This is a genomic window from Sinorhizobium chiapasense (assembly GCF_045277575.1).
Lineage (GTDB): Bacteria > Pseudomonadota > Alphaproteobacteria > Rhizobiales > Rhizobiaceae > Ensifer > Ensifer chiapasense_A.
On record NZ_CP144206.1, the window covers coordinates 444,119 to 470,858 of the forward strand.

24 protein-coding genes are annotated in these 26,740 nt (G+C 64.5%); 8 read left to right on the plus strand and 16 right to left on the minus strand.

From position 1 onward, the window contains the following. Window positions 1–12: 12 nt before the first annotated feature. The 5 genes from QM996_RS20955 to QM996_RS20975 all read left to right on the plus strand — a co-directional run bounded on the left by QM996_RS20955 (window position 13) and on the right by QM996_RS20975 (window position 4,593). Entirely contained in the window at window positions 13–2,001 is a 1,989-nt protein-coding gene (locus tag QM996_RS20955) for an acetyl/propionyl/methylcrotonyl-CoA carboxylase subunit alpha (protein WP_334197986.1), read from the plus strand. Continuing rightward, entirely contained in the window at window positions 1,998–2,858 is an 861-nt protein-coding gene (locus QM996_RS20960; RefSeq protein ID WP_334197987.1) for a hydroxymethylglutaryl-CoA lyase, read from the plus strand. The genes QM996_RS20955 and QM996_RS20960 overlap by 4 nt, the downstream gene beginning before the upstream one ends. After that, window positions 2,855–3,640: a crotonase/enoyl-CoA hydratase family protein gene (locus QM996_RS20965; RefSeq protein WP_334197988.1), complete on the plus strand. Its 786-nt coding sequence runs from the start codon at window positions 2,855–2,857 to the stop codon at window positions 3,638–3,640. Before QM996_RS20960 ends, QM996_RS20965 begins: the two co-directional genes overlap by 4 nt. A 72-nt stretch (window positions 3,641–3,712) precedes the next feature. Continuing rightward, window positions 3,713–4,084 carry an antitoxin Xre/MbcA/ParS toxin-binding domain-containing protein gene (locus QM996_RS20970; RefSeq protein ID WP_334197989.1) on the plus strand — a complete coding sequence of 124 codons (372 nt, stop codon included), beginning with the start codon at window positions 3,713–3,715 and terminating at the stop codon, window positions 4,082–4,084. Then, window positions 4,084–4,593, plus strand: a complete 510-nt coding sequence (locus tag QM996_RS20975; RefSeq protein ID WP_334197990.1) for an RES family NAD+ phosphorylase — start codon at window positions 4,084–4,086, stop codon at window positions 4,591–4,593. The genes QM996_RS20970 and QM996_RS20975 overlap by 1 nt, the downstream gene beginning before the upstream one ends. A gap of 46 nt (window positions 4,594–4,639) precedes the next feature. On the opposite strand, the gene QM996_RS20980 is transcribed toward QM996_RS20975, so the two are convergent. The 12 genes from QM996_RS20980 to QM996_RS21035 form a co-directional block, all read right to left on the minus strand. Continuing rightward, window positions 4,640–6,004, minus strand: coding sequence for an FAD-binding oxidoreductase (locus QM996_RS20980; protein WP_334197991.1), 1,365 nt, complete (start codon window positions 6,002–6,004; stop codon window positions 4,640–4,642). Between the two features lie 125 nt (window positions 6,005–6,129). Then, on the minus strand, window positions 6,130–7,263 hold the full coding sequence (locus QM996_RS20985) for a sulfate/molybdate ABC transporter ATP-binding protein (protein ID WP_334197992.1): 1,134 nt from the start codon (window positions 7,261–7,263) through the stop codon (window positions 6,130–6,132). Window positions 7,264–7,294: 31 nt separating this feature from the next. After that, window positions 7,295–8,197, minus strand: coding sequence for a sulfate ABC transporter permease subunit CysW (cysW, locus tag QM996_RS20990; RefSeq protein WP_334197993.1), 903 nt, complete (start codon window positions 8,195–8,197; stop codon window positions 7,295–7,297). Next, a complete protein-coding gene (gene cysT / locus QM996_RS20995) occupies window positions 8,187–9,047 on the minus strand; it encodes a sulfate ABC transporter permease subunit CysT (RefSeq protein ID WP_500270466.1) in 861 nt (286 codons plus the stop codon). The genes cysW and cysT overlap by 11 nt, the downstream gene beginning before the upstream one ends. Window positions 9,048–9,165: 118 nt before the next feature. Beyond that, window positions 9,166–10,203 (minus strand): sulfate ABC transporter substrate-binding protein, encoded by a 1,038-nt coding sequence (locus QM996_RS21000; RefSeq protein ID WP_500270467.1) that lies wholly within the window; start codon window positions 10,201–10,203, stop codon window positions 9,166–9,168. Between the two features lie 319 nt (window positions 10,204–10,522). Next, window positions 10,523–11,581, minus strand: a complete 1,059-nt coding sequence (locus QM996_RS21005) for a D-TA family PLP-dependent enzyme (protein ID WP_334197996.1) — start codon at window positions 11,579–11,581, stop codon at window positions 10,523–10,525. A gap of 104 nt (window positions 11,582–11,685) precedes the next feature. Beyond that, window positions 11,686–12,771: an ABC transporter ATP-binding protein gene (locus QM996_RS21010; protein WP_334197997.1), complete on the minus strand. Its 1,086-nt coding sequence runs from the start codon at window positions 12,769–12,771 to the stop codon at window positions 11,686–11,688. Further along, window positions 12,768–13,703, minus strand: a complete 936-nt coding sequence (locus QM996_RS21015) for a PfkB family carbohydrate kinase (RefSeq protein WP_334197998.1) — start codon at window positions 13,701–13,703, stop codon at window positions 12,768–12,770. The genes QM996_RS21010 and QM996_RS21015 overlap by 4 nt, the downstream gene beginning before the upstream one ends. Before the next feature lie 3 nt (window positions 13,704–13,706). Continuing rightward, window positions 13,707–14,732, minus strand: coding sequence for an SIS domain-containing protein (locus QM996_RS21020; protein ID WP_334197999.1), 1,026 nt, complete (start codon window positions 14,730–14,732; stop codon window positions 13,707–13,709). After that, on the minus strand, window positions 14,729–15,574 hold the full coding sequence (locus tag QM996_RS21025) for a carbohydrate ABC transporter permease (protein WP_334198000.1): 846 nt from the start codon (window positions 15,572–15,574) through the stop codon (window positions 14,729–14,731). Before QM996_RS21025 ends, QM996_RS21020 begins: the two co-directional genes overlap by 4 nt. Beyond that, a complete protein-coding gene (locus tag QM996_RS21030) occupies window positions 15,574–16,455 on the minus strand; it encodes a carbohydrate ABC transporter permease (protein ID WP_334198001.1) in 882 nt (293 codons plus the stop codon). Before QM996_RS21030 ends, QM996_RS21025 begins: the two co-directional genes overlap by 1 nt. 188 nt (window positions 16,456–16,643) lie before the next feature. Then, window positions 16,644–17,882 (minus strand): extracellular solute-binding protein, encoded by a 1,239-nt coding sequence (locus QM996_RS21035; protein ID WP_334198002.1) that lies wholly within the window; start codon window positions 17,880–17,882, stop codon window positions 16,644–16,646. 231 nt (window positions 17,883–18,113) lie between these two features. On the opposite strand from QM996_RS21035, the gene QM996_RS21040 reads away from it, so the two are divergent. Next, window positions 18,114–19,343, plus strand: a complete 1,230-nt coding sequence (locus QM996_RS21040; RefSeq protein WP_334198003.1) for an ROK family transcriptional regulator — start codon at window positions 18,114–18,116, stop codon at window positions 19,341–19,343. 17 nt (window positions 19,344–19,360) lie between these two features. On the opposite strand, the gene QM996_RS21045 is transcribed toward QM996_RS21040, so the two are convergent. Then, a complete protein-coding gene (locus tag QM996_RS21045) occupies window positions 19,361–20,281 on the minus strand; it encodes a LysR substrate-binding domain-containing protein (protein WP_334198004.1) in 921 nt (306 codons plus the stop codon). Window positions 20,282–20,402: 121 nt separating this feature from the next. Between QM996_RS21045 and QM996_RS21050 the strand changes: the two genes are divergently transcribed. Next, window positions 20,403–21,272 carry a pirin family protein gene (locus QM996_RS21050; RefSeq protein WP_334198005.1) on the plus strand — a complete coding sequence of 290 codons (870 nt, stop codon included), beginning with the start codon at window positions 20,403–20,405 and terminating at the stop codon, window positions 21,270–21,272. A 153-nt stretch (window positions 21,273–21,425) separates the two neighbouring features. Next, entirely contained in the window at window positions 21,426–22,103 is a 678-nt protein-coding gene (locus tag QM996_RS21055) for an isochorismatase family protein (protein ID WP_334198006.1), read from the plus strand. A gap of 74 nt (window positions 22,104–22,177) precedes the next feature. On the opposite strand, the gene QM996_RS21060 is transcribed toward QM996_RS21055, so the two are convergent. The 3 genes from QM996_RS21060 to QM996_RS21070 form a co-directional block, all read right to left on the minus strand. Beyond that, on the minus strand, window positions 22,178–23,431 hold the full coding sequence (locus QM996_RS21060; RefSeq protein ID WP_334198007.1) for a Zn-dependent hydrolase: 1,254 nt from the start codon (window positions 23,429–23,431) through the stop codon (window positions 22,178–22,180). Then, complete coding sequence (locus QM996_RS21065; RefSeq protein ID WP_334198008.1) at window positions 23,428–23,964, minus strand: L-2-amino-thiazoline-4-carboxylic acid hydrolase; 537 nt, start codon at window positions 23,962–23,964, stop codon at window positions 23,428–23,430. Before QM996_RS21065 ends, QM996_RS21060 begins: the two co-directional genes overlap by 4 nt. A gap of 218 nt (window positions 23,965–24,182) precedes the next feature. Beyond that, window positions 24,183–26,735: a fused MFS/spermidine synthase gene (locus tag QM996_RS21070; protein ID WP_334198009.1), complete on the minus strand. Its 2,553-nt coding sequence runs from the start codon at window positions 26,733–26,735 to the stop codon at window positions 24,183–24,185. Window positions 26,736–26,740: the final 5 nt, after the last annotated feature.

The window sequence follows — 26,740 nt, forward strand, 5'->3', positions numbered from 1 at the left end:
CTGGGGATGCCGATGTTTTCCAAACTCCTGATTGCCAATCGCGGCGAGATTGCCTGCCGGGTGATGCGCACCGCCAAGCGTCTCGGTATTCGCACGGTCGCCGTCTATTCCGATGCCGATGTCGGAGCGCTGCACGTGGCGCTTGCCGACGAAGCGATCCGCATCGGTCCGCCGCCAGCACTCGAAAGCTATCTTTCGACCGAGCGCATCATCGCCGCCGCACGCGCTGTCGGTGCGGATGCAATCCACCCAGGTTACGGTTTTCTCTCGGAGAATGCCGATTTCGCCGATGCCGTCGAGGCGGCGGGTATCGCGTTCGTCGGCCCGTCGGCGCGCGCGATCCGCGCCATGGGTCTGAAGGATGCGGCCAAGGCGCTGATGGAGCAGTCCGGCGTGCCGGTCGTCCCCGGTTACCACGGCGAGCGGCAGGATGCCGACTTCCTCGCGGAGGAAGCGGCGAATGTCGGCTATCCGGTGCTGATCAAGGCCCGTGCCGGCGGCGGTGGCAAAGGCATGCGGCGCGTCGACAGTGCCGCTGAGTTTTCGGCCGCACTCGAGGCGGCGCGGCGCGAGGCGGAAGCCGCCTTCGGCGATGGTTCGGTGCTGATCGAAAGATACCTGACGAAGCCCCGGCATATCGAGGTTCAGGTCTTCGGCGATCGGCACGGCAATATTCTGCATCTCTTCGAGCGCGACTGCTCGCTGCAGCGCCGCCACCAGAAGGTGATCGAGGAAGCGCCGGCCCCCGGCATGACCGCGGAAGTGCGGCGCGCTATGGGCGATGCCGCAGTTCGGGCAGCCCAGGCCATCGGCTATGTCGGTGCGGGCACCGTCGAATTCATCGCCGACGTGACGGATGGGCTGTGGCCGGATCAGTTTTACTTCATGGAAATGAACACCCGGCTGCAGGTCGAGCATCCGGTGACCGAAGCGATTACCGGCATCGATCTCGTCGAGTGGCAATTGCGCGCCGCAGCCGGCGAAGCGCTGCCGAAACGGCAAAGTGAGATTGGCATCGACGGTTGGGCGTTCGAAGCCCGCATCTACGCGGAAGACCCATCCCGCGGGTTCCTGCCGGCGACCGGGCGGCTGACGACGCTGAGCTTTCCCGAGGATGGAGTGCGTGTCGATGCCGGTGTTCGCCAAGGTGACAGGATCACGCCGTTCTACGACCCGTTGATCGCGAAACTGATCGTCCATGGTCCGAACCGCTCGGCCGCTCTCGCAAAGCTTGAATACGCACTGAGGGCTTGCCGCATCGGCGGCACGGTTACCAATCTCGATTTTCTGGCGCGTCTTGCTGCGGAACCGGATTTTCGCTCCGGGCATCCCGATACCGGCCTGATCGACCGTTCGATCGGACAACTTACTTCAACGACGGCGCCGAGCGATGCGGCGCTGGCGCTGGCGGCCATCATCTCGACCGGGGCCCTGCTGCCGGATGATTCTGCCGATCTGTGGTCTTCGCTCGGCCATTGGCAGATCTGGGGTGACGCCAGCAGGAACGTCACAATCGAGCACAGCAGCGGACGGGCGATTGTGACGCTCGCCGCGCGCGGCCGCGACCAGTTTGCGGTCCACACCGGAACAGCGGCTCTGCCCGTGGTGATCCTCGACCGCTTCACGGATGGTGCCCGCGCCGAAATCTCCGGTGCGCAGCATGAGTTCCGCTTCCTGCGCGAAGGCGAGCAGATCACTCTGTTCCTGAACGGTGAAACCTACGTGCTGCGCCTGCCCGATGCCCTCGGTGCCGGTCATTCCAGCGAGGTGGCCGATGACGAGGTCTCGGCGCCGATGCCCGGCATCGTCAAGCTCATCCGGGTCCGTCCGGGTGATTCGGTCGAAAAGGGACAGGCGCTCGCCGTCATGGAGGCAATGAAGATGGAACTCACGCTGTCCGCCTCGCGCGCCGGCGTGGTCGAGAGTGTTCTCGTTGGCGAAGGCGAGCAGGTGAGCGCCGGCGCCGTGTTGGTCATGCTCCAACAGGAGAACGCGGCATGAGTGGATCGCACGTGACGATCGTCGAGATGGCGCCGCGTGACGGGCTGCAGAATGAAGGCCGACTCGTCGATACGGCTGACAAAATTCGCCTTGTCGATATGCTGTCTGACTGCGGCTATGAGCGGATCGAGGTGACGAGCTTCGTCAGTCCGAAATGGGTGCCGCAGATGGCGGACGCCGCCGAGGTCATGGGCGGCATAAGCCGGCGATCCGGTACGCGCTACGCCGTGCTGACGCCCAACATGCGTGGGCTCGAAGCGGCACTCGAGGCCGGCGCCGACGAGGTGGCGATTTTCGCCTCCGCATCCGAAACCTTCTCGCAGAAGAACATCAATTGCTCGATCGCCGAAAGCATCGAGCGGTTTCGCCCGATTGCCGACGCCTGCCGTGAGCGCGGACTCCTGCTGCGCGGCTATGTCAGTTGCGTCGTCGAATGCCCCTATGAGGGCGCGATTGCACCGACCAATGGTGCGTACGTCGCCGATCTGCTCGATGATCTCGGCTGCTACGAGATCAGTCTTGGCGACACGATCGGCCGCGGCACACCGGAGGCGGTGGACGCGATGCTGGCTAAAGTGCTGGAGCGCATTCCGTCCGAGAGGCTTGCCGGGCATTTCCATGATACGTCCGGCCGCGCACTGGATAATATCGCCGTGGCGCTCGACCGCGGCCTGCGGGTTTTCGATGCCTCGGCCGGCGGTCTCGGTGGATGTCCCTATGCGCCGGGAGCGGCCGGCAATGTCGACACGCTCGCCGTCAACGCCTTCGTCACCGGCAAGGGATTTTCGACCGGTCTCGATGCGGCGAAGCTTGAACTGGCGGCCGCCTTCGCGCGGACCCTGAGGACAAGATCATGACCTTCGAAACGATCCGGATCGCGACCGACACGCGCGGCGTCGCGCGGCTGACGCTGGCGCAACCGCAAAAGCACAACGCGCTATCGGCGAGGATGATCGGCGAACTGACCGATGCCGCCCACGCGCTTTCGGACGACCGCTCTGTTCGGGTCGTCATACTGGAAGCGGAAGGCCGCAGCTTCTGCGCCGGCGGCGATCTCGGCTGGATGCGCGAGCAGTTCGATGCGGATCGGGCGACCCGCATCACGGAGGCGACGCGGCTTGCGATGATGTTCAAGGCGCTGAATGAGATCGCCAAGCCGGTGATCGGTCGCCTGCACGGTAACGCCTTCGGCGGCGGTGTCGGCCTCATGAGCATCTGCGATGCCGCCGTTGCCGCGGCCGACGCCAAATTTGGTTTGACCGAGACGCGCCTTGGCCTGATCCCCGCCACCATCAGCCCCTATGTCGTCGCCCGGATCGGTGAGGGCAAGGCGCGACCGCTGTTCATGTCCGCCCGCCTGTTCGGTGCGCAGGAGGCGCGCGCCTTGGGACTGGCTACGGCCGTTGCCGCGGCCGACGCACTGGACGCGGCGGTCGAAGCGGAGATCGGGCCCTATCTGGTAACGGCCCCTGAAGCCACCGGTCGGGCCAAGCGGCTGGCGCGTTCGCTCGGTTCCCCGATCACCGAGCAAACCATTGCCGCGACGATCGAGCAGCTCGCCGATTGCTGGGAGTCCGACGAGGCTCGCGAAGGTGTCGGCGCCTTTTTTGACAAGCGTGAGCCCTCCTGGCGGCAATAGGCCTTCCTTGAATCGGGCGTTTTTTGAGCTTATTTTGATTGCATGGTGATCAAAACAAGCGCGGATCGTGCCATGGCTGCTATTGGTTTCAATGTCTCCGCCGCCCATTACGGCGAGAGCCACTCGTCCTTCCTCTCCGCCCGGTTGGTCGCTGATCGCCTTGGCGTGACGCTTGCCGAGCTCGCGAAGCTGATCGGCGTCGCGCGCAACACGCTGACGGCGAAATCCAGCGCCCGCAAGGTTGATGCGGCATTGAGCAACGTCGTGCGCATCCTCGCCATGGCCGGCGAGATGGCGGGTGACGACAGTCGCGCCGTGATCTGGTTCAAGCACCAGCCGATCCCCGGCTGGGCCGGCAAGACTGCCTATGACCTCGTCGGCGAGGGCAAGGCCGACAAGGTGCTCGCCTATCTCGAAGCCGTACGTTCCGGTCTCTACGCCTGATGGCGGAAAGTGAGCCGGTGCGCCTGTGGCGCGCCTATGTGCCGCGCTGGGCGCATGCGCCGCTCTCCGGCGAAGGCGCGGCACGCTTCGGCGGACGCTGGAACCCGATTGGAATGCAGACGATCTATGCCGCGCGCGAACTCTCGACCGCCTGGGCCGAGTATAATCAGGGTTTCGTCCAGCACCCGGCGCTGATCGCCCAGCTTGAATTGCGCGACGCGAGGCTCGCCGATCTGACGACGGCGGATGGGCTGGCCATGGTCGGTCTCACCGACGACATCCACCGCTGCGAATGGCGCGATGCGCTCGATCGCGGTCTCGTGCCGGAGACACATCGCTTGCAGGCGGACCTCAGCGCTCGAGGCTTCGATGGTCTGATCTATCCGTCCTTCATGTCGCCTGGCGGCACCTGCGTCGCACTCTGGCGCTGGAACAAAGGGGAGGGGGCTGAGTTGCAGGTCATCGATCCCGAGGGGCGCCTGCCGCAAACGCCGGCGTCCTGGATCTGAAGCCCATGCTCCGAAGCGCAGCTCCGGACGGAAAACCGGGGCCGCGTTAGAGCACCTTGCCCGGATTGAGGATTCCCTTCGGATCGAGCGCCTGCTTGATCCGCCGCATCAGCTCGAGTTCGGCGGGGCTGCGCGAATGGTCGAGGAAATCCCGCTTCAGCGTACCGATACCGTGTTCAGCCGAGATCGAGCCGCGATAGCGCCGCACGATCTCGTAGACGATGCCGTCGACGACATGCGGCGTCTCGGCGTCGCTGTCCGGTTCCGAGAAGGCGATGTGCAGGTTGCTGTCGGCCACGTGGCCGAAGAAGGAGACGTGGGCGGCGGGGAAACGCGCAGACAAGGCCTGACCGCATTCCTCGGCGAAGCGACCGATATCGCCGATCGGCAGGCTGACGTCGAGATTGATCAGCGCGGGCAACAACTGGTCCATCGCGTGGCCCTCACGAATGCTCCAGAAGGAGCGGTTCTCCTTCTCCGACTGGGCAATCAGCGCATCGCTGATGATGCCGGCTACGAGCATCTCGCCGAGAAAGGCCTCGAATATATCGCGCTCGCTGTCGTCACCAAGCAGATCCTGCTCGACGATGACGGCGAAGGGCGGAATTTCCGGGAACAGCTTTTGCTTTTCGGCTTCGGCATTGAAGCGGAAGTAGCTCTGCCACATGGCCTCAAAGGCCGAGAGCCCGGGCAGACGGCGCTGGCAGCGCGCAAGGAAGGCAACGACCGCGTCGTAGCTGTCGAGGGCACAAAGCGCCGTCAGTCGGCCGGCCGGCAGTGGCCGCAGCCGGAGAACGGCGCGGGTGATGACGCCGAGCGTTCCCTCGGAGCCGATGAAATACTGACGCAGGTCGTAGCCGGTGTTGTTCTTGATCATCTTGTTGAGCGACGAGACGATCGTGCCGTCGGCGAGCACGACCTCGAGGCCGAGCACGTTGTCGCGCGTCACGCCGTAGCGAAGCACCCGGATGCCGCCTGCATTGGTGGCAAGGTTGCCGCCGATCTGGCAGGAGCCGCGCGCACCCAGATCGATCGGCAGCAGGAGGCCTGCGTCTTCGGCAGCGCGCTGGGCAACCTCGAGCGGCGTGCCGGCCAGCACCGTCATGGTCCCTGCCTCAGGATCGATTTCCTCGATGCCGGTAAAACGTTCGAGCGAAATCACCACGGCATTACTGCCGGCATTCGCCCCACCGGCAAGTCCGGTAAGGCCGCCTTGAACAACGACCGTCTGGCCGCGCGCGTTGCAGAGACGGAGGGCTTCGGCGATTTCCTCGCTGCGCGTTGGCCTGATAACGGCCTTCGGCAGTTCGCGGCCGGTCAGGCTGGCGTCACTGCGATGGCGTTCGCCGATCTCGGTTCCCGTCAGGACGATGTCGCCGAGGGCTTGTTTCAGGGCGTCGACGATCGTCATGCGCTTCTCCCGTTTCCGCGGCCATTGTCGGCAGCGGGCGTCCCTGCTTAGCGCATATCGAAGCAAACCGAAATCGGCCGGCGAAGCTCAAACGTTCTTCGCCAGCCTGTGAAGGGGCGATGAATTCAGGTGCCCGTGCGGGCGAGCTCGAAGCCTTCCGTCTCGCCGTCTTCCTCGTTTTCCCGCTGTTCCGCCGTTGCCTCTTCCGTCTCTTGCCTGCCGTCCCTGAAGAGTTTCCACTTTGTCGGACGGAAGGCGACGCGGCTGTGGTCGCCGGCGGCGGCGCGTTCGGGGGAGAGTTCGATCTCGACATGCGGGTGATTGCGGCCGAGCTCGAGTTCGAGATGGCGGGTGCCGGCGACGCGGCGGCTGGCGGTGACGAGGCCGGCAAGACAGCCGCCGCAGCCGTCGATCAGCTCGATGTCGTGCGGGCGGAAATGCAGGTTGGCCGGGCCGTCCGGCTCGGCCGGGGCGCGCAAGCCGATCGGCCGGTCCTCGAACCAGATCTCGCCGTTCGATAGCGTCACCGCGAGGCAGTTCGACTGGCCGATGAAGCCATAGACGAAGGGCGAGACCGGATGGTCGTAGATCTCGTCCGGGGTGCCGACCTGCTCGATCGCCCCCTTGCGCATCACCACCACCCGGTCGGCCAGTTCCAGCGCCTCCTCCTGGTCGTGGGTGACGAAGATCGTCGTGTGGCCGGTGCGGTCATGGATCTCCCTCAGCCACTTGCGCAGTTCCTTGCGGACCTGGGCGTCGAGCGCGCCGAACGGCTCGTCGAGCAACAGCACGTTCGGTTCGACCGCCATGGCGCGGGCGAGCGCGACGCGCTGGCGCTGGCCGCCGGAGAGCTGCGCCGGATAGCGCTTGTCGAGGCCGGAGAGCTGCACCAGGTCAAGGAGGTCGAGCGCCCGCTGGCGGATCTCGGCCGCCGGCGGCCTCCGGTTGGCGGGCCGCACCTTGAGGCCGAAGGCGACGTTGTCGAGCACCGTCATGTGGCGGAACAGGGCATAGTGCTGGAAGACGAAGCCGATGTTGCGCTGCTGCACCGTCTTTTGCGAGGCATCCTCGTCGCCGAAGAAGATCGTGCCGCCGGTCGGGCTTTCGAGCCCGGCGACGAGGCGCAACAGCGTCGTCTTGCCGGAGCCGGAGGGGCCTAAGAGCGCGATCAGCTCCCCGGAGCGGATGTCGAGCGAGACGTCGTCGAGCGCCGGGAAGCGGCCGAATTCCTTGCGGATGTTGTGAACGCGCACGTCCATGGCGATACCTTTCGAATGCGGGCTTTCCCGGTCAGTGCCTGCGGCTGGCGGCGATCTCGGCGCTGTAGCGGATCTCCAGCGCCGTCTTCAAAATCAGGGTGATCAGCGCCAGCAGCGCCAGCAACGCCGCCACCGCGAAGGCGGCGACGAAGTTGTATTCATTATAGAGGATTTCCACCTGCAACGGCATGGTGTTGGTCTCGCCGCGGATGTGGCCGGAGACGACCGAGACGGCGCCGAACTCGCCCATGGCGCGGGCGTTGCAGAGCAGCACGCCGTAGAGCAGCCCCCATTTGATGTTCGGCAGCGTCACGTGCCAGAAGGTCTGCCAGCCCGACGCGCCCAGGGACAGGGCCGCCTCCTCGTCGCTACTGCCCTGTTCCTGCATCAGCGGGATCAGTTCGCGGGCGACGAAGGGGAAGGTGACGAAGACGGTGGCGAGCACCAGGCCGGGCACGGCAAACAGGATCTGGATGCCGTGGCTCTGCAGCCACGGGCCGATCAGGCTGTGCGAGCCGAACAACAGCACGAAGACGAGGCCGGAGATCACCGGCGAGACCGAAAACGGCAGGTCGATCAGCGTCGTCAGGAAGGCCTTGCCCTTGAACTCGAACTTGGCGATCGCCCAGGCGGCGGCGACGCCGAAGACGAGGTTGAGCGGCACGGCGATGGCGGCGACGGTCAGCGTCAGGCGGATCGCCGCGAAGGTCTCGGCGTCGCCGAGCGCCATGACGAACTCGGCCGGTCCCTTGCGCAGCGCCTCGGTGAAGACGGCGGCGAGCGGCAACAGCAAAAACAGCGCGACGAAGGCAAGGGCGGTGATCGTCAGCGTCAGCCGGGCAAAGCGGCTTTCCGAGGTGGCGGCGGCAAGCGCCGGCAGCGCCGGCTGCGGGCCGGGGCTTGCCACAGCGCTGGCGGTCAGGTCATGCGACATAGACATATCTCCGCCGGCTCCAGGCCTGGATCGAGTTGATGAACAGCAGCATCGCAAACGAGATCGCCAGCATCACCGCGGCAATCGCCGTGGCGGCGGCGTAGTTGAACTCCTCGAGCCGGATGACGATCAACAGCGGCGCGATCTCGGAGACATAGGGCAGGTTGCCGGCGATGAAGATCACCGAGCCGTATTCGCCGACGCCGCGGGCAAAGGCCAGCGCAAAGCCGGTGAGGCCGGCCGGCATCAGCCCCGGTAAAAGCACCCGGCTGATCGTCTGGAAGCGGCTGGCGCCAAGCGTGGCGGCGGCCTCCTCGACCTCCTTGTCGATCTCCTCCATGATCGGCTGCACGGTGCGCACGACAAAGGGCAGGCCGACGAAGATCAGCGCGACGACGATGCCGGCGGGGGTGAAGGCGACCTTGAGGCCGAGCGGCTCGATGACCTGGCCGATCCAGCCATTGGGCGCATAGAGCGTCGTCAGGGCAATGCCGGCGACCGCGGTCGGCAGTGCGAACGGCAGGTCGACCATGGCGTCGATCACCCGCTTGCCGGGGAACCGATAGCGCACCAGCACCCAGGCGAGGATGACGCCGAAGATCAGGTTGATCACCGCGGCGAGGAATGCCGTGCCGAAGGAGATCTTCAGCGCATTGAGGGTGCGCGGATCGAGCGTCAGCGCCACGAACTCCGACCAGCCGAGCCCGCTGGCGCGAAACACCAGGCCCGACAGCGGGATCAACACGATCAGCACCAGCCAGCTCAGCGTGATCCCGAGCGACAGCCCAAACCCAGGCAAGACACTCGGCTGGCGAAACCGCCAGGGCGCAGTCTTCGTCGTATCCGTCAATGGCACTACCTTTGCAAAGCTCACGAGACGTAATGAACCGCATTTCCTGCCAATGGCCCGGCGCGGCGCGAAGCAAGACGCGCAGCCAGTTTGACCGGCTGCGCGTCTAAGGTCGTTCTTATTGGCCCGGCTTGTAGAGCTGGTCGAAGACACCGCCGTCGCCGAAGAACTTCGGCTGGGCTTCCTTCCAGCCGCCGAAATCTTCGATGGTAACGAGCTTCAATTCGCCGAAGCGGGCGATATCAGCCGGGTCGGCAGCCGCCGGCTTGAACGGCCGGTAGTAGTGCTTGGCGACGATCTTCTGGCCGGCATCGCTGTAGAGGTAGCCGAGATAGGCTTCCGCCACCTTGCGCGTACCCTTGGCGTCGACATTGCCGTCGACGAGCGCCACCGGCGGCTCGGCCTTGATCGAGATCGACGGCGTGACGATCTCGAACTTGTCGGGCCCGAGTTCTTCGAGCGACAGATAGGCTTCATTTTCCCAGGCGAGCAGGACGTCGCCGAGGCCGCGCTGCACGAAGGTCGTCGTCGCGCCGCGCGCACCGGTGTCGAGCACCGGAACGTGCTTGAAGAGGTTGGTCACGTATTCCTGCGCCTTGGCGTCGTCACCGCCATTGGCGGCCCGGCCATAGGCCCAGGCGGCCAGAAAGTTCCAGCGCGCGCCGCCCGAAGTCTTCGGGTTCGGCGTGATCACCTGGATGTCCGGCTTCACCAGATCACCCCAGTCCTTGATGCCCTTGGGGTTGCCCTTGCGCACCAGGAAGACGATTGTCGAGGTGTAGGGTGCGCTGTTGTTTTCGAACTTCGTCTTCCAGTCCGCCGGGATCTTGCCGCTTTCCTTGGCGATCGCGTCGATATCGGCCTCAAGCGCCAGTGTGACGACATCGGCCTGCAGACCGTCGATGACCGAACGCGCCTGCTTGCCCGAGCCGCCATGCGACGTCTGGATCGTCACGGTCTCGCCGGTGTCTGCCTTCCACTTCTCCGCAAAGGCAGCGTTGAAGTCCTTATAGAGTTCACGTGTCGGATCATACGACACGTTCAGGATCGTCGTGTCGGCAAACGCAACACTCGCAGCCCCAAGCTGCAGGCCTCCGAGCACAATTGCCAGTCCCACTATTCCGGTAATTCGTCCAAAGACCATCTCGACCTCCATTGGTTACCAGATAAAACTATCAATTTAATCGACTGCTACAACGCAAACCGATGATGCTGGAGGCGGCTATCGGGAAATGTCCTATCGTTCTCGCGGCTTTTTCAGGAACGGTTTGCCTGCAACCGTCACATCTGGCCGCACCGGTCCGCCGAGACCATTAAATGGAGGGAGCGACGCCTATGTCCAGTGGACGCGCGTCGATTCTCCCTGCTGCTGTTTGGCCGAAAGGTCCCTCAAGGATCCGTCAGCTCTGCATTTCAGGGCGAATGCGGGTACTTCTGGAGAGCACAGCTTCTGCAGAAGGCAGGTCGCTACGTCTCTACAGCACACGGCCGCGGGCGACGATTGGCCAGGTGTCTTTCAGCGTGCCGCCCTCGATGATATGGACGGCGTCGACCATGTTGGTCACGACGCAGGCGTGGTTGGGCACGATGCGGAGCTGGTCGCCGACCTTAAGGTTGATCGGTCCATCGGTGACGAGGCGGCCATGTTCTTCCGAGAGCTGGTCGATGCGGATGTCATCACGGCCGAGCACGTGACCGTAGCCGGTCAACCCCAGCAGGTCAGAGGTCAGCACCTTGCTGCCGGCGTCGATGATCGCCCGGCTTTCGGAAGGCACCGAGACGACGGTCGCAAGCACCGTCAGGGCGCAATCGTCCCAACCGGCAACGCCACGCGAAACCAGCGAGCGATCGTTGTAGATGTAGGTGCCCGGTCGATATTCACTGGCGACAGGGGCGCCGGCGGCGTGCATCATGCTCGGGGTGCCGCCCGAGGTGATGGCGGGCACGGCGATGCCGTCGGCTTCGATCAGTCGCTTCGCTTCACTCATGAAGGCCTGGACCTTCGCCTCGCCGTCGACCGGCGGATAGGTCATCAGGCCGCCGAAGACCAGCCCCGGCGCATCCTCGATCCGGCGAGCCAGCCTCGCGGCTTCTGCCGGCGTGCCAACGCCACAGCGATCGGCGCCGGTGTTGCATTCGACGAGCACGCGAAGCGGTCTGTCCTTGCCCGCGAAATAGGTGGCAAGCCCGTCGATGACGGTCTCGTTGTCGGCGACGACGGCAAGCGCGACGCGGCCATTGAGCCGTTCCAGCCGTGTCATCTTGGCCTCGCCGAGAATGTTGTAGGTGATCAGCACGTCCTTGATCCGGTCGCTGCCCTCGACCATCGCTTCCGCCTCGGTGACCTTCTGGCAGGTGATGCCGACTGCGCCGGCCTCGAGCTGCAGCTCGGCCATCTGCGGCAGCTTGTGCGTCTTGATATGCGGACGCACGCGAATGCCATGCTCGTCGGCATAGGCCTGGAAGCGCTCGACGTTGCGCTTGGCAACCTCGAGATCGACGAGAACGGCCGGCGTTTCGATCGGCAAGGGCATCGCGGTCACTTCCTCTTCTCGCGCGGGACAACCTGTGATGAACGATTCTCACAAGAAGGAAAAGGCGTTGCCAAAGCAATCCCGGTCGTCGCCCGCAGGCAACCTCAGCCCTTCGCCAGCGACCGGCCGCTGTCGGGATCGAAGAGATGAAGGGCATCCGCCTCGACGATGAAGACGCGCTCTTCGCCCGAAAGAACCGAACTGCGCGGCGGCAGGCAGGCGGTAATGCGCTGCTCGCCGATCCGCGCCGTCGTCACGAGCTCGGGGCCAGTGAGTTCGACCACCTCGACGCGGGCCTTAAACTGCGGGGCGGGGTCGTCACCGGCGGCAAGTCGCAGCGCTTCCGGCCGAATGCCAGCCTTGACGCGCTGGCCATCCGAGACAACGCCCCGGAAGCGAGCCGGCAGGATGATTGCTTGCCCGTCGCCGGCGATCTGCAACTGACCTTGCGCAACGGTCGCATCAAGGATGTTCATCGGCGGCGAGCCGACGAAGCCGGCGACATACAGCGTCGCCGGCCGGTCATAGATCTCTTCCGGCGTTCCGAGCTGCTCGATCCGGCCGTCGCGCATCACCGCGATGCGGGTCGCGAGCGTCATCGCCTCGATCTGGTCGTGAGTGACGTAGACGACCGTGGTCTTCAGCATCTGGTGCAGGCGTTTGAGCTCGGTGCGCATCTCCATGCGCAGCTTTGCGTCGAGGTTGGAAAGCGGTTCGTCGAAGAGGAAGACCTGCGGATTGCGGACAAGCGCGCGGCCGATGGCGACGCGCTGGCGCTGACCGCCGGAAAGCTGGCTCGGCTTGCGGTCGAGCAGGTTCTCGATCTGCAGGAGCTTCGCCGTTTCCGTCACCGCCTTCGCACGCTCGGCGGCCGGAACCTTGCGCATCTCCAGCCCGAAGCCGATGTTCCGCGCGACGCTCATGTTCGGGTAGAGCGCATAGGACTGGAACACCATGGCGATGTCGCGGTCCTTGGGGTGGGCGCCGAGAATGGAGCGATCCCCGATCCGGATGTCGCCGCCGCTCGGCTCCGCAAGTCCGGCAATGATGTTGAGCAGGGTCGACTTGCCGCAGCCGGACGAACCGAGCAGCACCAGGAACTCGCCGCTCTCCAAGTCGATGTCGATGCCCTTCAGCGTCTCGATATCGCCATAGCGCTTGTGAATGTTCTGAATGGCGAGAGCGCTCATGCGCCGGTCTCCTGAAGGTAGGACGAAAGCGGTTTGCCGTAGCTGCGCGGCAAGGTGGAAATCGCCTCGGAGGCGATGGCGACGCCGGCGCGAAGACAGGCCTCCAAAGGCATCTCCGCGGCAAGTGCCGCCAGGAACCCGGCATTGAAGACGTCGCCGGCGCCGATCGTATCGACCACGGAAACCGCGGGTGCGGCGGTCGACGAAAAACGGCCTTCCGCATCGATGGCGATCGCGCCATGGGGTCCACGCTTGACGACGACGATCGCGCCCTCGGGCATGTTTTTCCGGAGCTCATGTGCCGCCGCGGTCGGGTCGGCAAGGCCCGTCAGCGTCGTCGTCTCGACCTCGTTGAACAGCGCCAGCCGGCAACGATTCAGCCAGCCGACGGTTGCCGTGCAGTTTGTCTGCGTCCAGCCGTCGAGCGGCCAGCCGGTGTCGAGGGCAACGGCTATGTCGTGCGCGTCGGTCCAGTCGAAGAAACGGTCATAGTCCGCGGTTAGCGCATCGGTCAGGAAGGCACCCGTAAGCAGCGCGTAGCCGCCGCGCAGCTTCTCCGCGTCAAGCATCGCTCGAACCTCCTCGAAACTCAAAAGCGGGAGATGTCCGCGCGTCGTGAAGAAGGTGCGTTCGCCATCGGGATGGGTGATGCCGACGGAGAGTGTGGTCCCGACATTTTCGACCGGCCAGGACTTGGATCGCTCGGGAAAAGCCTCCTTCAGCCAGGTTCCGAACTGGTCGTTGCCGACATTGGCGGCGATCACATAGTCGACACCGAGCGAATCCCAGGCGAGCGCGCTGTTGCCGGCACAGCCGCCGACGCGCAGTTCGTCATGATCGACGATGATTTCGGTGCCAGCCTTCGGCCAGGGGGCCGCCGGCCCGAGGATGAGATCGACATTGGCGTTGCCGACCACGGCAAGAGGACGCATCGGTTATTCGCTCCGGGTGATCTTGGTCGAGCGCACGGGAGTGCCGGCATTCTCGACCCGGGCCGCCGCAAAGGCGATCATGAAGGACTGGGCGACCGGCAGCATCGCGAAAATTGCCGCCATGCCGGCGGCCGGTGCAAAGGAAATGGTGGTGACGCCTTCGATCGGCGCTTGGCCGGAGGCGTCGAAGACGATGACCGGCGAGCCGGCCCCGGCGGCGGAAATAGCCATGGCTTCGACGAGACCGGCGGTCGGATCTTCCGCCCGGAAGAGCACGACGCCAACCGACGGGCCGAGCATTTCCATCGGTCCGTGGCGAAGCTGGCCGCCTTCGAGCGAGAAGCAGGGCAGGCGCGAAAGCTCGGTCAGGCCGAGGCCGATCGCTTCCGCCAGTCCCTGCAACCGGCGGCCCGACGTGACGACGGACCGGACGCCGCTCAACCCAGCAAGCGCTGCCGCCGTATCGGGCGATTGCGGATGTTCCAGTGCCTGAAACGCTGCGGCCGGGTCGTCGCCAAGGGCAGCGAGAACGGCAAGATGCAGGGCGAAGCTGATCGTCAGGCTGCGGGTGGCGGCAAAGGCTTTTTCCGTGCCTCCGACGCCGATGAGCGATGGTGCGTTCTTCGCGAGGAAGGAGCCGCCTTCCAAGGTGAGGCCGAAGGTGTGCGGCGTTGCGCCATTGGTTTCGCTAAACCAGCGCAGCACTTCGGCGCTTTCGCCCGACTGCGAGGTCACAAGGATTGTCTTGTTCTCGATTGGAAGCGGCTGGCCGAGCTGTTCCGAGAGCGGCAGGGCAATGGCGTCGATGCCATGGGTGCGGTAGAGCGGCTCGACGGCGCGGCCAACGGCATGCGAACCGCCCATGCCGAGCAGCAGCAGCTTGCCCGTCGCCTTCAGCGAGATGGCAATCTTTGTTGCAAGGGTTGTTGCCTGGTGGAAGGAGCCGATCGCATCCGAAGCCTGACGCGCCATTTCACGATCGATTGCGACGAGCCCGGCCGGGCGTTGCGTGGTGGTCATAGCCGTCATCCTTTGACGCCGCCGCTGGTCAGCCCGGAAATCAGGGCTCGCTGCATGAGGAGGCCGATCAACACCGGGGGCAGGGCGGCGAGCACCCCGGCGGTTGCGATCAGTCCGTAGTCGGAGACACGGCCACCGGCGAGATCGGCAATGGCAACCGTGAGCGTCTTGGCGCGCAGATCGGAGGTGAAGAGCAGCGCATAGAAGAATTCGTCCCAGGCGAGCAGGAAGGCGAAAAGCGCCGAAGTCGCCATGACCGGTGCCGCGAGCGGCAGGGTGATGAGCCGCAGGATCTGGTCGAGGCGGGCGCCATCGATCATGGCCGCGCTCTCGATCTCCCTGGGAATGGAATCGAAGCCGGATTTCAAGAGCCAGGTGGTGAAGGGGGCGAGAATGGTGAGGTAGACAAGCGCCAGGCCGAACACGGAGTTCAAAAGGCCGAGATAGGCAAGCCCCATGTAGAGCGGCACGGCCAGCGCCACCGGCGGCAGCATGTAGGTGGCGATCACGCCATAGAGCGACCAGGAAACACTGGGTGTGCGGGACACGGCCCAGGCGGATGGAATGGCGACAGCGATCGCCGCCAGTGTCGCCATGCCGGCGACCTTGATGCTGTTGAACAGCGAAGCGGTAAAGGCGGCGCCGGCGCTGTTCTCCAGCGTCGACAACAGCAGGCGGTAGCGCGACAGGTCGATTGCGTCCGGCCACCAGTTGAGCGGCTTTGCCGAAAGGTCGGCGGCCGACGAGATACTCATGACGAAGAGCCAGAGAATGGGAGCTAGGATGACCGCTGCCAGCAGGAGCGCCGAGGCGTAGACGAAGGCGGTGAACAGGGGGTTCTGGCGTTCCATTACGATGCTCCTGCGGCCTTGCGCACCAGTGCCGCATAGGCGACGGCCAGCACCGTCACGAGCAGCGTGACGATCAGCGCCAGCGAGGCGCCCGATCCGGCGCGCTGGAAGGAGAAGGCCTCCTGATAGACGAGGATCGACAGCGTGCGCGTGCTGTTGGCGGGGCCGCCGCGCGTCATCACCCAGATGATGTCGAACACTTTGAAGGCCTCGATCGTGCGCAGCACGAGGGCGACGAGCAGAGGCCCCGCCAGATAGGGCAGGATGACATAGCGGAAGCGGTTGAAGGGGCCAGCGCCATCGACGAGCGAGGCGGCGGTGATATCGCGCGGCACGGCCTGGAGGGCCGCAAGTGCGATCAGTGCCACCAGCGGAAAATTCTTCCAGCAATCGGCGATGATCAGCGCCGTCAGTGCGGAGCCGGGCTCGCCGAGCCAGGAGCGGTAGCTGTCGATCAGGCCGATCTGCGTCAAGGCGGCGTTGAGCGCGCCATATTCGGGATTGTAGATCAGTCGCCATAGCGTGGCGTTGACCACCGTCGGCAGCGCCCAGGGCAGGATCATCAGCGCACGCAGCGCGGTTCGGCCACGAAACTGTTGATTGAGCAGAAGGGCCGCCAGCACGCCGAGCACCATCTCGGCGGTGACCGATACGACGGCGAACCAGGTCGTCGTCATGAAGGCGCGCAGGAAGTTCGAGCCGCCGAGCATCTTGGCATAGTTGTCGAAGCCGACGAACGCGCCTTCGGTGCCGACGAGTTTGGCGTCGGTGAAGGACAGCCTGACCGTATCGACCAATGGCCAGCCGATGACCGCAATCATGACCACCAGCAGTGGCAGCATGAGCAGCCATGCGCGCGTCGTAATCCAGGTGCCGGACATGGAATGGAAACCTTCTCGGGCCCAGGGAGCCCGTCATGCTATCGCACATTGCCTCGGATCGTAACCGACCCAAGCGAATGATGCGCCAAATCAAAGTGTTAAAGTCCTTGGACGCAAGCGTTAAACCGCTAAAGCGTCGTTTCCCGCGGTCCCCGGGCGGTTGCCCGCCCGGGGCTTGGGAGGACGGCTCAAAGGCCGCTGTTTTCGGCCGCCGTCTTCAAGGCGTCCTCAGGTGAAGCCTGGCCGAGCAGCGCTTCCTGGATCGCCTGCTGAAGGGCAGTCGAAAGTTCCTGGTACTTCGGTGTCGTCGGGCGCGGATACATGGCCGCCAGGCCGCGCTTGGCGGCGCCGATCAGTTCTTCCTGACCTTTGGTGACATTGGCATCCTCATAGGACGAGGCCCAGATCGGCAGGCTGAGCTTGGCATAGGCATTCTGCGTCTGCTGCGAGGTCATGTAGACGATGTACTTCCAGGCCTCGTCCGGATTCTTGCTGGTCGAAGTGATGCCAAGACCCATCGAACCGTTGACGGCCGAAACTTCGCTCTTGCCGGCAACACCCGGGGCCGGCACGACGCCGACCTTGCCGGCAACCTTGCTTTCCTTCGGATCGTTGGCAAGGTTGTACATGTAAGTCCAGTTCAGCGCGAAAGCGGCTTCGCCGTTCTGGAACACCTTGCGCACGTCCTCCTCCAGGAACTCTTTGGAGTTCGGATTGGTGAGGCCAGAAGAATAGCTCGCCACCATGTAGTTGAGCGCGTCGAGGCCGCCGCCCGAAGTAAACGCCGGCTTGCCGCCGTCGATGAACTTGCCGCCATAGGCGCTGACGAGGGTGGTGTAGTCGCAGATCGCGGCTTCGGCCTGCGACCAGCTCCAGGCGATCGGTGTTGCGAGCAGGCCCTTGTCCTTGATCACCTTCGCCTGTTCGGCAAGTTCGTCCCAGGTCTTCGGCGGCGCCTTGATGCCGGCCTTCTCCAGGATTTCCTTGTTGTAGAACAGGTATTTGGTGTCGAGGATCCACGGCATGCCGTAGCGCTTGCCGTCATATTCGACAGTCGTCCAGGCACCGGGCAGCACGCCAGATTTCATCTCGTCGGTGATGCGGTCGGTGACATCGACGAGCACCTTGTTGGTGGCGTATTCGGCCGGCCAGATCACATCGAAGAGCACGACGTCGTAGCCGCCGCCGGACCCCTGCGCCAGCACGGTTTTGTCGTGCAGCCCCTCATAGGGCACGAATTCGAGGTTCACCTTCACGTCCGGGTTGGCCTTGGTGAAGGCCTCGGTCATCGCGCGCACATCCGCCTCGCTATAGGCCGCCTGGGCCATGAAGAGTGCGTTCAGCGTCGTTTCCGCATGCGCGTGACCGGCGAAGGAAACGCTGGCGAGGGCCGCACAAAGCAGCGTGGTTCTAATCGATTTCAACATCATTTCCTCCAGTAACTTGAGCGGTTCAGCTTCCTTCGACGCGTCTCAACGGCGCGCCGCATGCGAGAAGTCCGTCCGTTTCCGAGCGGCCGTCGACATATCCGTCGGAGCGCTCGCAGCGGCCCTTGCCGCTGCCTTCGTTCCCCCGGAGCTCATTTCGGCTCCTATTAAGTCAATTGTCTTGACTTATTTTTTGTTCAATATTCTAACAGTGTCAAGAGGGCTTTTTGGATGAACGATATGCGCCTGATCCGGGCGAAGAGCGGCACCAATCAGGAGGGAACGAGCGCACACAACCGGCGTGTGATGATCGACGCTCTGCGCCTGAACGGTCAATTGTCCCGGGCTGAGCTTGCGCGCGCGACGGCGCTCACGAAGCAGACGGTCTCCAACATCATCGAGGATCTGGAACGCGATGGGCTGGTCGAATCGCTCGAGGCGGTGCGTAACGGCCGCGGGCAACCCTCGACGCCCTATCGCCTGGTGCCGGAGGGTGCCTTTGCGATCGGACTGCAGATCGACCGGCATGTGACGCGGACCATTGCGGTCGATCTGGTCGGCCGGGTGCTTGCTCGCGGCGAGGCCAACCTGCCCGCCGGCGGACCGGCGACCGGCGTCCGGACGATCCTGGAACTGATCGAGAAGACCCGCCGCGATCTCACGGCGATCGCCCCGCAATCGGAAGATCGGCTCGTCGGCCTCGGGGCGGCAATGCCCGGTCCCTTCGGTATCGAAGCCGATGACGACGACACTTGGATGATGGCGGCCTGGCAGAATTTTCCGTTGCTCGAAACGCTTGCGGCCGGCACGGGACTCGATGTCGGCTTGCAGAACGATGCCGCTGCGGCTGCGACTGCCGAACGCATGGTCGGAGCTGCGCACGGCGTGGACCATGCCATCTGCATCTATCTCGGCTATGGCCTTGGCGCCGGGCTGATCCTCAACGGCGAGCTCTATCGCGGCGCCAATGGCAATGCCGGCGAGATCGGCATGATCCTCAGCCTGCCGCGTGGCGCGTCGCTGGACGAGCGCACGCCGCTCGAACACCGCGCCTCGATCGCTTCACTCTGCAGGCTGCTCGACCTCGACCCCGCCGATCCCGAGCTATACGCCCATATCGATGCGGTTGCCGCCGGCCCGGACGAGCGGGTGCGGCGCTGGCTCGACGCGGCCGTCTTCGAACTGCGCGCCGCCGTCCAGGCGCTCGAAACGATCTTCGATCCGCAGACGGTGATCCTGTGCGGCGGGCTTCCACCGGGGCTCGCGCGCCTGCTCGTCGAGGCGATGATGCCGTTGCTGCCTTCGATCGCCGACCGGCGCGACCGCAGCCTCCCCCGTCTGCAGATCGGTTTCACCGATCCCTGGGCGGTGGCGATCGGTGCTGCGGCAGAGCCGATCAGCCGCACTTTCGATCCGCGCTTCTCAGCAATTCTCAAGACCCGGGTCAGCGCCGCCCTATGATCCCGGACTTTCGGCGATCAGGTTCGTGGTTCGTCCAGACGCGCCAGTTCCGCAAACTCGGCGGCGAGGAAGTCGAGCAGGGCACGAACGGAGGGCAATAGGCCCCGGCGCGACGGGAACGCGGCGTGGATGATGCCGGCCTTTGGCGCCCAGTCCGGCAGCACATCGACCAGTGTGCCGTCTTTCAGGTCCTGCCGGACCACCATTGTTGGGAGCTGGCAGATGCCGACGCCATTGAGGGCCGCCAGTCGCAAGGCCACCATGTCCTCGGTGACGAGCCTTGGCCGGTGCCTGACGATTGCGGTTGTGCCGCCGGGACCGTCCAGCCGCCAGTCGTGACTTTGGCGATCGGGGTTCCAGGCGAGGCTCGGGAGAGCGCCGAGATCCGCCGGTGCGGGCGGCGCGATCATGTCGGCAAGCAGCCTGGGACTGGCGACCAGCCGTTGCTTGCTCTCGGCAAAGCGCTTGACGACGAGATCGCTTTCTTCAAGCGGCGGAAAGCGGACGCGGATCGCGACGTCGATGCCCTCACGCAACACGTCGACGCGGCGATTGGTGCTTTCGAGTACCACCTCCACCTTCGGACATTCGGCCATGAACCGGGCGATCATTTCGCCGACCTGGAAATAGACGACCGAAGACGGGCAACTGACATGGACCACACCCTGCGGTTCGGAACGCGTGCGGTCGATCATCTCCTGCGCCGCTTCGGCCTCCACCAGCATGGCGACACAATGGCGATAATATTCCCGGCCGATCTCGGTGATGACGAAATGACGGGTCGAGCGCTCCACGAGCCGCACGCCCAGCCGCTCTTCCAGGACGCCGATGCGGCGGCTCAAACGTGAGCGTGGCATATTCAGTTTGCGGGCGGCGGCCGCGAAGCCATTCTGCTCGACCACGTCGACGAAGAGCCTGAGATCGTTCAAATCCTGCATGGGTATTTGTCCTGTTTTTAGGACACTATAGCTCAAAACGCCCGTCTACCGCCAGATTTGGTGCAGCCGTATCTTGCCTCCAACGCTCTCGCTGAAACGGCGGGGCCAAGGAGAAACAGCCATGAGAAAGATACTCGGCATCTTCGGGAACGCGCATCCGCATTGGGTTGGCGATGGCTTCCCGGTTCGCTCGCTGCTGGCGCGCGACCGCGTCGGCGATCATGCCAGCCCGTTCCTCTTGCTCGACTACGCAGGGCCGATGAACTTTGCGCCGGGCGTGACACCGCGCGGCGTCGGCGTCCATCCGCACCGCGGCTTCGAGACGGTGACGATCGTCTACCAGGGCGAGGTCGACCATCGCGACTCCGCCGGCAATGGCGGTCATATCGGCCCGGGCGACGCGCAATGGATGACGGCCGCCGGCGGCATCCTGCATGAGGAATTCCATTCGGAGCGCTTCACCAAAGAGGGTGGTACCCTCGAAATGGTCCAGCTCTGGGTCAACCTGCCGGCAGTCAACAAGAATGTCGAACCCGGCTACCAGACCTTGCTCGATCGAGACATTCCGACGGTGAGCCTGCCGGATGGCGCCGGCGCGTTGCGGGTGATCGCCGGGAATTATGCCGGAGCGCAAGGACCCGCCCGCACCTTCACGCCCGTCAATCTATGGGACCTGCGCCTGAAACAGCAAGCTTCGCTGGCTCTCGATCTGCCGGAGGGCCATTCGGCTGGCCTGGCGGTCCTGCGCGGCAATGTCCTCGTCAATGGCAGCGATCTCGTCGGGGAGGCACAGTTCGTTCTCCTCGGTCGTCACGGCGGCGGCGCTACTCTGGACGCCAGCTCGGATGTGACGGCGCTCGTCCTCAGCGGCGAACCGATCAACGAACCGGTCGCCATGTACGGCCCATTCGTCATGAACACCGAACAGGAAATCAGACAGGCGATGACGGACTTTCAGTCTGGCCGCTTTGGCAAGATCGCGAGCGCCTAGCGCCGGCTGGTCGCGCACGTCGGGCCGAAGCTCGGACGGCCCAAGGGCGGATACACTTCGCCAAAGATATCGAGCCTCACAAGAAGCAACGGCCGCAATCGACCGGGCGTTGTCTCGATCCCAACAGAAGCCCATCAAACAAGGAGCAATGCCATGACACCTGCAAACTTCAACGGACAGCGCCCGGTTATCGATCCCGATGACGCCGTAATGTTGCTGATCGATCACCAGAGCGGCCTGTTCCAGACCGTCAACGACATGCCGATGCCGAAGCTGCGCGCCCATGCGGCAGCGCTTGCCAGCATGGCGACGCTGACCAAGATGCCCGTGATCACCACCGCTTCCGTGCCGCAGGGCCCGAACGGCCCACTGATCCCGGAAATCCATGCGAACGCGCCGCATGCCAAGTACGTTGCCCGTCGCGGCGAGATCAACGCCTGGGACAATCCGGATTTCGTCACCGCGGTGAAGGAAACCGGCCGCAAGACCCTGATCATCGCCGGCACGATCACCAGCGTCTGCATGGCTTTTCCGGCGATCAGCGCTGTCCATGACGGCTACAAGGTCTTCGTCGTCGTCGATGCTTCGGGCACCTACTCGAAGATGGCCGAGGAGATCACTCTTGCCCGTGTCGTCCAGGCCGGCGTGGTGCCGATGGATACGGCGGCGGTCGCCTCCGAACTGCAGCGCACCTGGCACCGCGACGACGCCCAGCAGTGGGCAGAGATCTACACCAAGATCTTCCCGGAATATCAGTTGCTGATCGAAAGCTATCTCAAGGCACAGCAGGTCGAAAAGGACCACGAGCAGCTCGACTCGCAACGCGGCTGAGAACGCTGAGAAATCGCGAAAACGGACTGCAAGCACCCACGGCTGATATCGGCCGTGGGTACTTCGCTTGTCGATCAGCGCCGGTCGAGTTCCAGGATGGTCTGGAACAGAACCTCCGCGCCGCGGGCGCACTCTTCGGGCGCGGTATATTCCGCCTCGTTGTGCGAAAGACCTTCCTTTGAGGGCACGAAGATCATAGCGGTCGGCGTAATCGTCGCGATATGCGCCGCATCGTGTCCGGCGCCGGATACGGCGTCCGTGGCCGAATAGCCGAGTGCTTCTGCGCTGGCGCGTACGGCATGCACGATCGACGGATCGAAGACGACCGGCGCCTTCGACCAGACGCGCATCAGCCCGGCGCGGGCGCCGGCCTTGCGAACGGCATCCTGCAAAGCGGTTTCCATCCGGTCGAGGCCGGCCTCGGAGGGATGGCGCATGTCGATCTGGAGCCGAACGGAACCCGGCACGACGTTGCGCGAATTGGGGCCGACCTCGACGAAGCCCACGGTACCGACACCAGGGGTATTTTCTCGGGCGATGTCGCGCACCGCGAGCACGATCTCTGCTGCGGCAACGAGCGCATCGTCGCGCTGCGCCATCGGCGTGCTGCCCGCATGTGCCTCGGTTCCGGTGATGACGACATCGAACCAGCGCAGGCCCTGGATGCCAGTGACGACACCGATCTCGGTTGCGGACGCTTCGAGCAACGGTCCCTGCTCGATATGGAGCTCGACATAGGCGGCTAAGGCGGTCGGTTCGACCGCCGCACTTCCGCGATAGCCGATCGCATCGAGGGCTGCGCCCACCGGGACGCCTTCGCGGTCGCTGAGGGCATGGGCTGCATCAAGCGAAAGCGCGCCGGCAAAGACGCCGGACCCCAGCATCGCCGGCGAGAAGCGCGAGCCTTCCTCGTTCGTCCAGTTAACGACCGTCAGCGGATGGCGGAGCCGCGTGGAGGTTTCCTTGAGGGTACGTAGGATCTCGACTCCGGCCAGCACGCCAAGGATGCCGTCGAACCGGCCGCCTTGCGGCTGGGTATCGAGATGACTGCCGACGGCGATCGTCGGCAGTGCCATGTCCTCGCCCGGATAGGTCGCGAAGATGTTGCCGATGCCGTCGACTTCGACCGAGCAACCGAGGGCCCGGCACTCGCCGACGAACCAGTCGCGGACCTGGCGATCCTCCTCGGTCAGCGTCAGGCGGGTGACCCCGCCCTTGTCGGTCCCGCCGAACCGGGCGGTCGTGACGAGATCGTTCCACAACCGGTCGCCGTTTGTTGCCGGTGTGTTGATACGCTTGGGCTCAGTGCGCGAGGCTTCGGTGCTCATTTCGGCTGCTCCGGAGCATCCTTGTTGAACCGGTAGCGGAAGTCGCAATGGGTGGCGCCCTGCATCACGGTCTGGGTGCGTTCAAGCGTGATGCGCGGATCGTAGCCGGTGCAGAAGACGCCGTCGCGGTTGCAGGAAAGCAGGTGCCCGATATGGCCGAGCCCCATCTCGCGATAGGTCTCGGCGTAGCGACAGCGCTTTACATTGTAGTGGAACTCTTCATCCGTCGCTTTCGTGACCTCGATCGTCAGCGCATCATCCTGGGTCCAGAGGGCCTGCAACTCCTGGAACGTGCGCAGATTGGTGCCGCCAGGCGTTTTTGCCGCAAACGTCCGGCCAGCTTCGATCGCGGCCTTTGTGATCGCCTTGTCGAGGATTGCCTGCGCGCGCTCTTCGCCGATTTCCTCGCGCATCGCCTCGTAGATCGGCGCGATGATGCCGGCCTCGATGCGGCGGCGTGCGAGAATGCCGATTTCGCCGTCCATCGCCGCTCTGGACGCGGTTTCGGTGGTTTCTTTGTCCGTCTTTTCCATGGAATGCCTCCCTGTCTGCCATAGGGCAGAACAACAGGGGCAGGATACTACGGCAGCGATGCCTTTGTGTTGCAAATCTGTGCCGGAAGGATCCGATGCTATGCAAATATTTTGCGCAGATTTGAGCTTGTGCCGGAATCAATCTCGCCGCTGCTGGCGCCGAACGAGTAGGAGTCGCGTGAAGTCTGTTCGTGACCGGCGAACACAGACCTGCGCGATCAACGCTCGCTGCTCGAAACAAACCAGCGGTAATAGGGATTGTCCGACTCGACACGCATCAGCAATTCCATGTCGCGCGCCCATTCGTCGCGATAACCGGCATAGGCGTTGAGCGATGCCTGATAGAACAGCATCAGCCGGTTGTGCGCATCGGCCACGGATTTTTCGAGCGCCGCGTCCGCTCCGACAAGCGGTGCCTTGCTGCGCAAGGCGACGAGGTTTGGCAGGGTCCGCTGCAACTCGTCGGGCCGAACCCAGCTCGCATATTCGATCCGCGGCTGGTCGTCGGTCACCGGCAGGATTTCACCGGCATAGCGCTCGAGCCCGTCGCGATCGGTCATCCAGGTTGCCAGTAAATCCGCGGCGCTGCCGATGCCGACCTCGCCAAGCGCAGAGACGAGGGCCGGGTCGGCCATCCGTGAAGCAATGCGACCGACGTCAAGTTCCTGCGGGTTCACGGAGCCGACCAGCAGCATCTCGTGCAGTTCGGTCGACCAGAGCGAGGCGTGCGGGAAACTGTCGAGGAAGCTGCGCACGAGCGCACGTGTGTCCTCGTCATTCTGGGTGGCGATCGGTAGCCATTGCGCCACGAGACCGTTCGGCGCCAGGCGCTCGCGTGCCAGTTGATAGAAGCCGGACGAATAAAGATTGACGACGCCGGCCGCCGATGGTGGCGGCGGTTCCAGCGTGATGAGATCGTAGCGCTCCGCACTTCGCATCAGTTCGCGACGCCCGTCAGCAACACGCACTTCGAGGCGGCTGTCCTTTGCTGCATTGAAATTGCCGGTAAAGAATGCCGAGGCGCGGGCGACGGACGGCAGCAACTCGGCGGCAACGCGCTGGTCGAGCCCGGGATAGGCCAGCAGCGAGCCCGCGGTAATCCCGGTGCCGAGCCCGATCACCAGTGCCGATCTCGGCTCACCCTTGTGGATGAGGAGGGGCAAGAACGCCTGCAGTCGCATGTAGCGTAGCGACGGCATGGCATCGCCGGTGTTGGAAACGCCCTGGATGTAGAGGCGGCGGAAACGCCTGCCCGGCTGGCCCTGTTCGATGACGGCGACAGTGGCGCCCAGGCCTTCTTCGTAAGAGATGATCGTACCGTTGCCGCGCGCGAGGTTCAACAGGTTCGCCAGGCGGTCCGACGGCACCGCGACGGCGATCAGCACCGTGACGATGGCGAGCGCCGGCGTCGCCATGCGCCAGCCCGTCCAACCGTTCTTTCCGCGACTGAGCGCGATGAGGCCGATGATGGCTGCGGTGACGGCGAGAATGGCGAAGCTTCTGATGATGCCGAAGGACGGAATCAGCACGAAGCCGGTCAGAAGCGTGCCGGCGATGCCGCCGAGCGTGTTCAAGGCGAGAACCCGCCCGGTGTCGCGCCCAACATTTTCGGGGTCGACGGCGAGCCGCAGCGCGACCGGGAAGGCGGCGCCGAGGATCAGCGTCGGGACGAAGACGATGGTGAGGCCCGCGGCGAGGAAACGTGCGCACCTTCCGGCAAAGATGCTGCTGGTGATAGCGGTCACGGCAGCTTCGGCGCTGGTCTGCAACACCGTCAGCCAGGGGCCGAGCAAGGCGAGCTCGGCGAGCGCCACGAGACCCGCCAGCGTGATGAGCAGGCCGAAGGTGCCCCAGGCATCCGACAGCCTATCGGTCCGGCGGGCAAAGAGTGCCGCGCCGAGCGCCAGACCAGCAAGATAGGTCGCCAGCACCACTGAGAAAGCAAATGAGCGGGTGGAGATGAACTGGACGATCGCCTGCGACCAGGCGACTTCGTAGCCAAGCGCGATGCCGCCGGCGATCGCGTAGAGGATCAGCGCGAGACGCGAACCGGCACCTTGCGTTTCTGCCGGCTGCTCGCTTTGCAGGGTTTTGCGCGTCCTTGCCGTGTTCAGTGAGAGGGCGATGGCCGCGGCGGCGGCGCCAAAGGCGCCGGCGGCAAAACCGGTCGCGTGCACGCCGAGCGCTGGAACGATCACGAAGGAGACTGCCAGACAGCCGACGATCGCGCCGAGCGTATTGGCGGCATAAAGGCGACCGCCCTTCACTCCGACCCCACCCGGTGCCCCTTCGAGCGAATGCAGCAGCACGGGGAGGGTGCCGCCCATCAGGAAGGCAGGTGTCGCCACGATCAGGACCAGCAAGGCCCAGGCGGCGAAGGCGCTGGTGCCTTCGATCGCGACGAAGAGCGGGGCGATATGGGAAAGGACGACGGTGACGCCGGTGCCAAGCACGGCAACGCCGGTTTCCAGCAGGGCATAGAGGCGGAGCGGTTGCTCGGAACGGTTGCCGATGCTGCCGAGGGCAAAGCTGCCGAGCGCAAGGCCCAGGAAGAAGGCGCTGACACCCGTGCTGACCGCGTAGACGTCGATGCCGGTAACGAGCGAGAGCTGCTTGATCCAGAGGACCTGGAAGATGAGCGCGGCCGTGCCGGAGAGAAAGAGCATGAATGCGGCGATGGCCGGACCGAAGCGTGTCCGCCTTGCCGCCAAGGCGCCTTCATTCGACTCTTCGAAGGCGACTGTTCGAGCGGGCGGAATGTTCTTCGTCATCGATG

What these genes read in the sequence shown, in the direction of transcription:
- QM996_RS20955 (WP_334197986.1), top strand. Translation starts at nt 13, where the DNA reads ATGTTTTCCAAACTCCTGATTGCCAATCGCGGCGAGATTGCCTGCCGG.
- QM996_RS20960 (WP_334197987.1), top strand. Translation starts at nt 1,998, where the DNA reads ATGAGTGGATCGCACGTGACGATCGTCGAGATGGCGCCGCGTGACGGG.
- QM996_RS20965 (WP_334197988.1), top strand. Translation starts at nt 2,855, where the DNA reads ATGACCTTCGAAACGATCCGGATCGCGACCGACACGCGCGGCGTCGCG.
- QM996_RS20970 (WP_334197989.1), top strand. Translation starts at nt 3,713, where the DNA reads ATGGCTGCTATTGGTTTCAATGTCTCCGCCGCCCATTACGGCGAGAGC.
- QM996_RS20975 (WP_334197990.1), top strand. Translation starts at nt 4,084, where the DNA reads ATGGCGGAAAGTGAGCCGGTGCGCCTGTGGCGCGCCTATGTGCCGCGC.
- QM996_RS20980 (WP_334197991.1), bottom strand. Translation starts at nt 6,004, where the DNA reads ATGACGATCGTCGACGCCCTGAAACAAGCCCTCGGCGACATCGTCCTG.
- QM996_RS20985 (WP_334197992.1), bottom strand. Translation starts at nt 7,263, where the DNA reads ATGGACGTGCGCGTTCACAACATCCGCAAGGAATTCGGCCGCTTCCCG.
- cysW (WP_334197993.1), bottom strand. Translation starts at nt 8,197, where the DNA reads ATGTCGCATGACCTGACCGCCAGCGCTGTGGCAAGCCCCGGCCCGCAG.
- QM996_RS21000 (WP_500270467.1), bottom strand. Translation starts at nt 10,203, where the DNA reads ATGGAGGTCGAGATGGTCTTTGGACGAATTACCGGAATAGTGGGACTG.
- QM996_RS21005 (WP_334197996.1), bottom strand. Translation starts at nt 11,581, where the DNA reads ATGCCCTTGCCGATCGAAACGCCGGCCGTTCTCGTCGATCTCGAGGTT.
- QM996_RS21010 (WP_334197997.1), bottom strand. Translation starts at nt 12,771, where the DNA reads ATGAGCGCTCTCGCCATTCAGAACATTCACAAGCGCTATGGCGATATC.
- QM996_RS21015 (WP_334197998.1), bottom strand. Translation starts at nt 13,703, where the DNA reads ATGCGTCCTCTTGCCGTGGTCGGCAACGCCAATGTCGATCTCATCCTC.
- QM996_RS21020 (WP_334197999.1), bottom strand. Translation starts at nt 14,732, where the DNA reads ATGACGGCTATGACCACCACGCAACGCCCGGCCGGGCTCGTCGCAATC.
- QM996_RS21025 (WP_334198000.1), bottom strand. Translation starts at nt 15,574, where the DNA reads ATGGAACGCCAGAACCCCCTGTTCACCGCCTTCGTCTACGCCTCGGCG.
- QM996_RS21030 (WP_334198001.1), bottom strand. Translation starts at nt 16,455, where the DNA reads ATGTCCGGCACCTGGATTACGACGCGCGCATGGCTGCTCATGCTGCCA.
- QM996_RS21035 (WP_334198002.1), bottom strand. Translation starts at nt 17,882, where the DNA reads ATGTTGAAATCGATTAGAACCACGCTGCTTTGTGCGGCCCTCGCCAGC.
- QM996_RS21040 (WP_334198003.1), top strand. Translation starts at nt 18,114, where the DNA reads ATGAACGATATGCGCCTGATCCGGGCGAAGAGCGGCACCAATCAGGAG.
- QM996_RS21045 (WP_334198004.1), bottom strand. Translation starts at nt 20,281, where the DNA reads ATGCAGGATTTGAACGATCTCAGGCTCTTCGTCGACGTGGTCGAGCAG.
- QM996_RS21050 (WP_334198005.1), top strand. Translation starts at nt 20,403, where the DNA reads ATGAGAAAGATACTCGGCATCTTCGGGAACGCGCATCCGCATTGGGTT.
- QM996_RS21055 (WP_334198006.1), top strand. Translation starts at nt 21,426, where the DNA reads ATGACACCTGCAAACTTCAACGGACAGCGCCCGGTTATCGATCCCGAT.
- QM996_RS21060 (WP_334198007.1), bottom strand. Translation starts at nt 23,431, where the DNA reads ATGAGCACCGAAGCCTCGCGCACTGAGCCCAAGCGTATCAACACACCG.
- QM996_RS21065 (WP_334198008.1), bottom strand. Translation starts at nt 23,964, where the DNA reads ATGGAAAAGACGGACAAAGAAACCACCGAAACCGCGTCCAGAGCGGCG.
- QM996_RS21070 (WP_334198009.1), bottom strand. Translation starts at nt 26,735, where the DNA reads ATGACGAAGAACATTCCGCCCGCTCGAACAGTCGCCTTCGAAGAGTCG.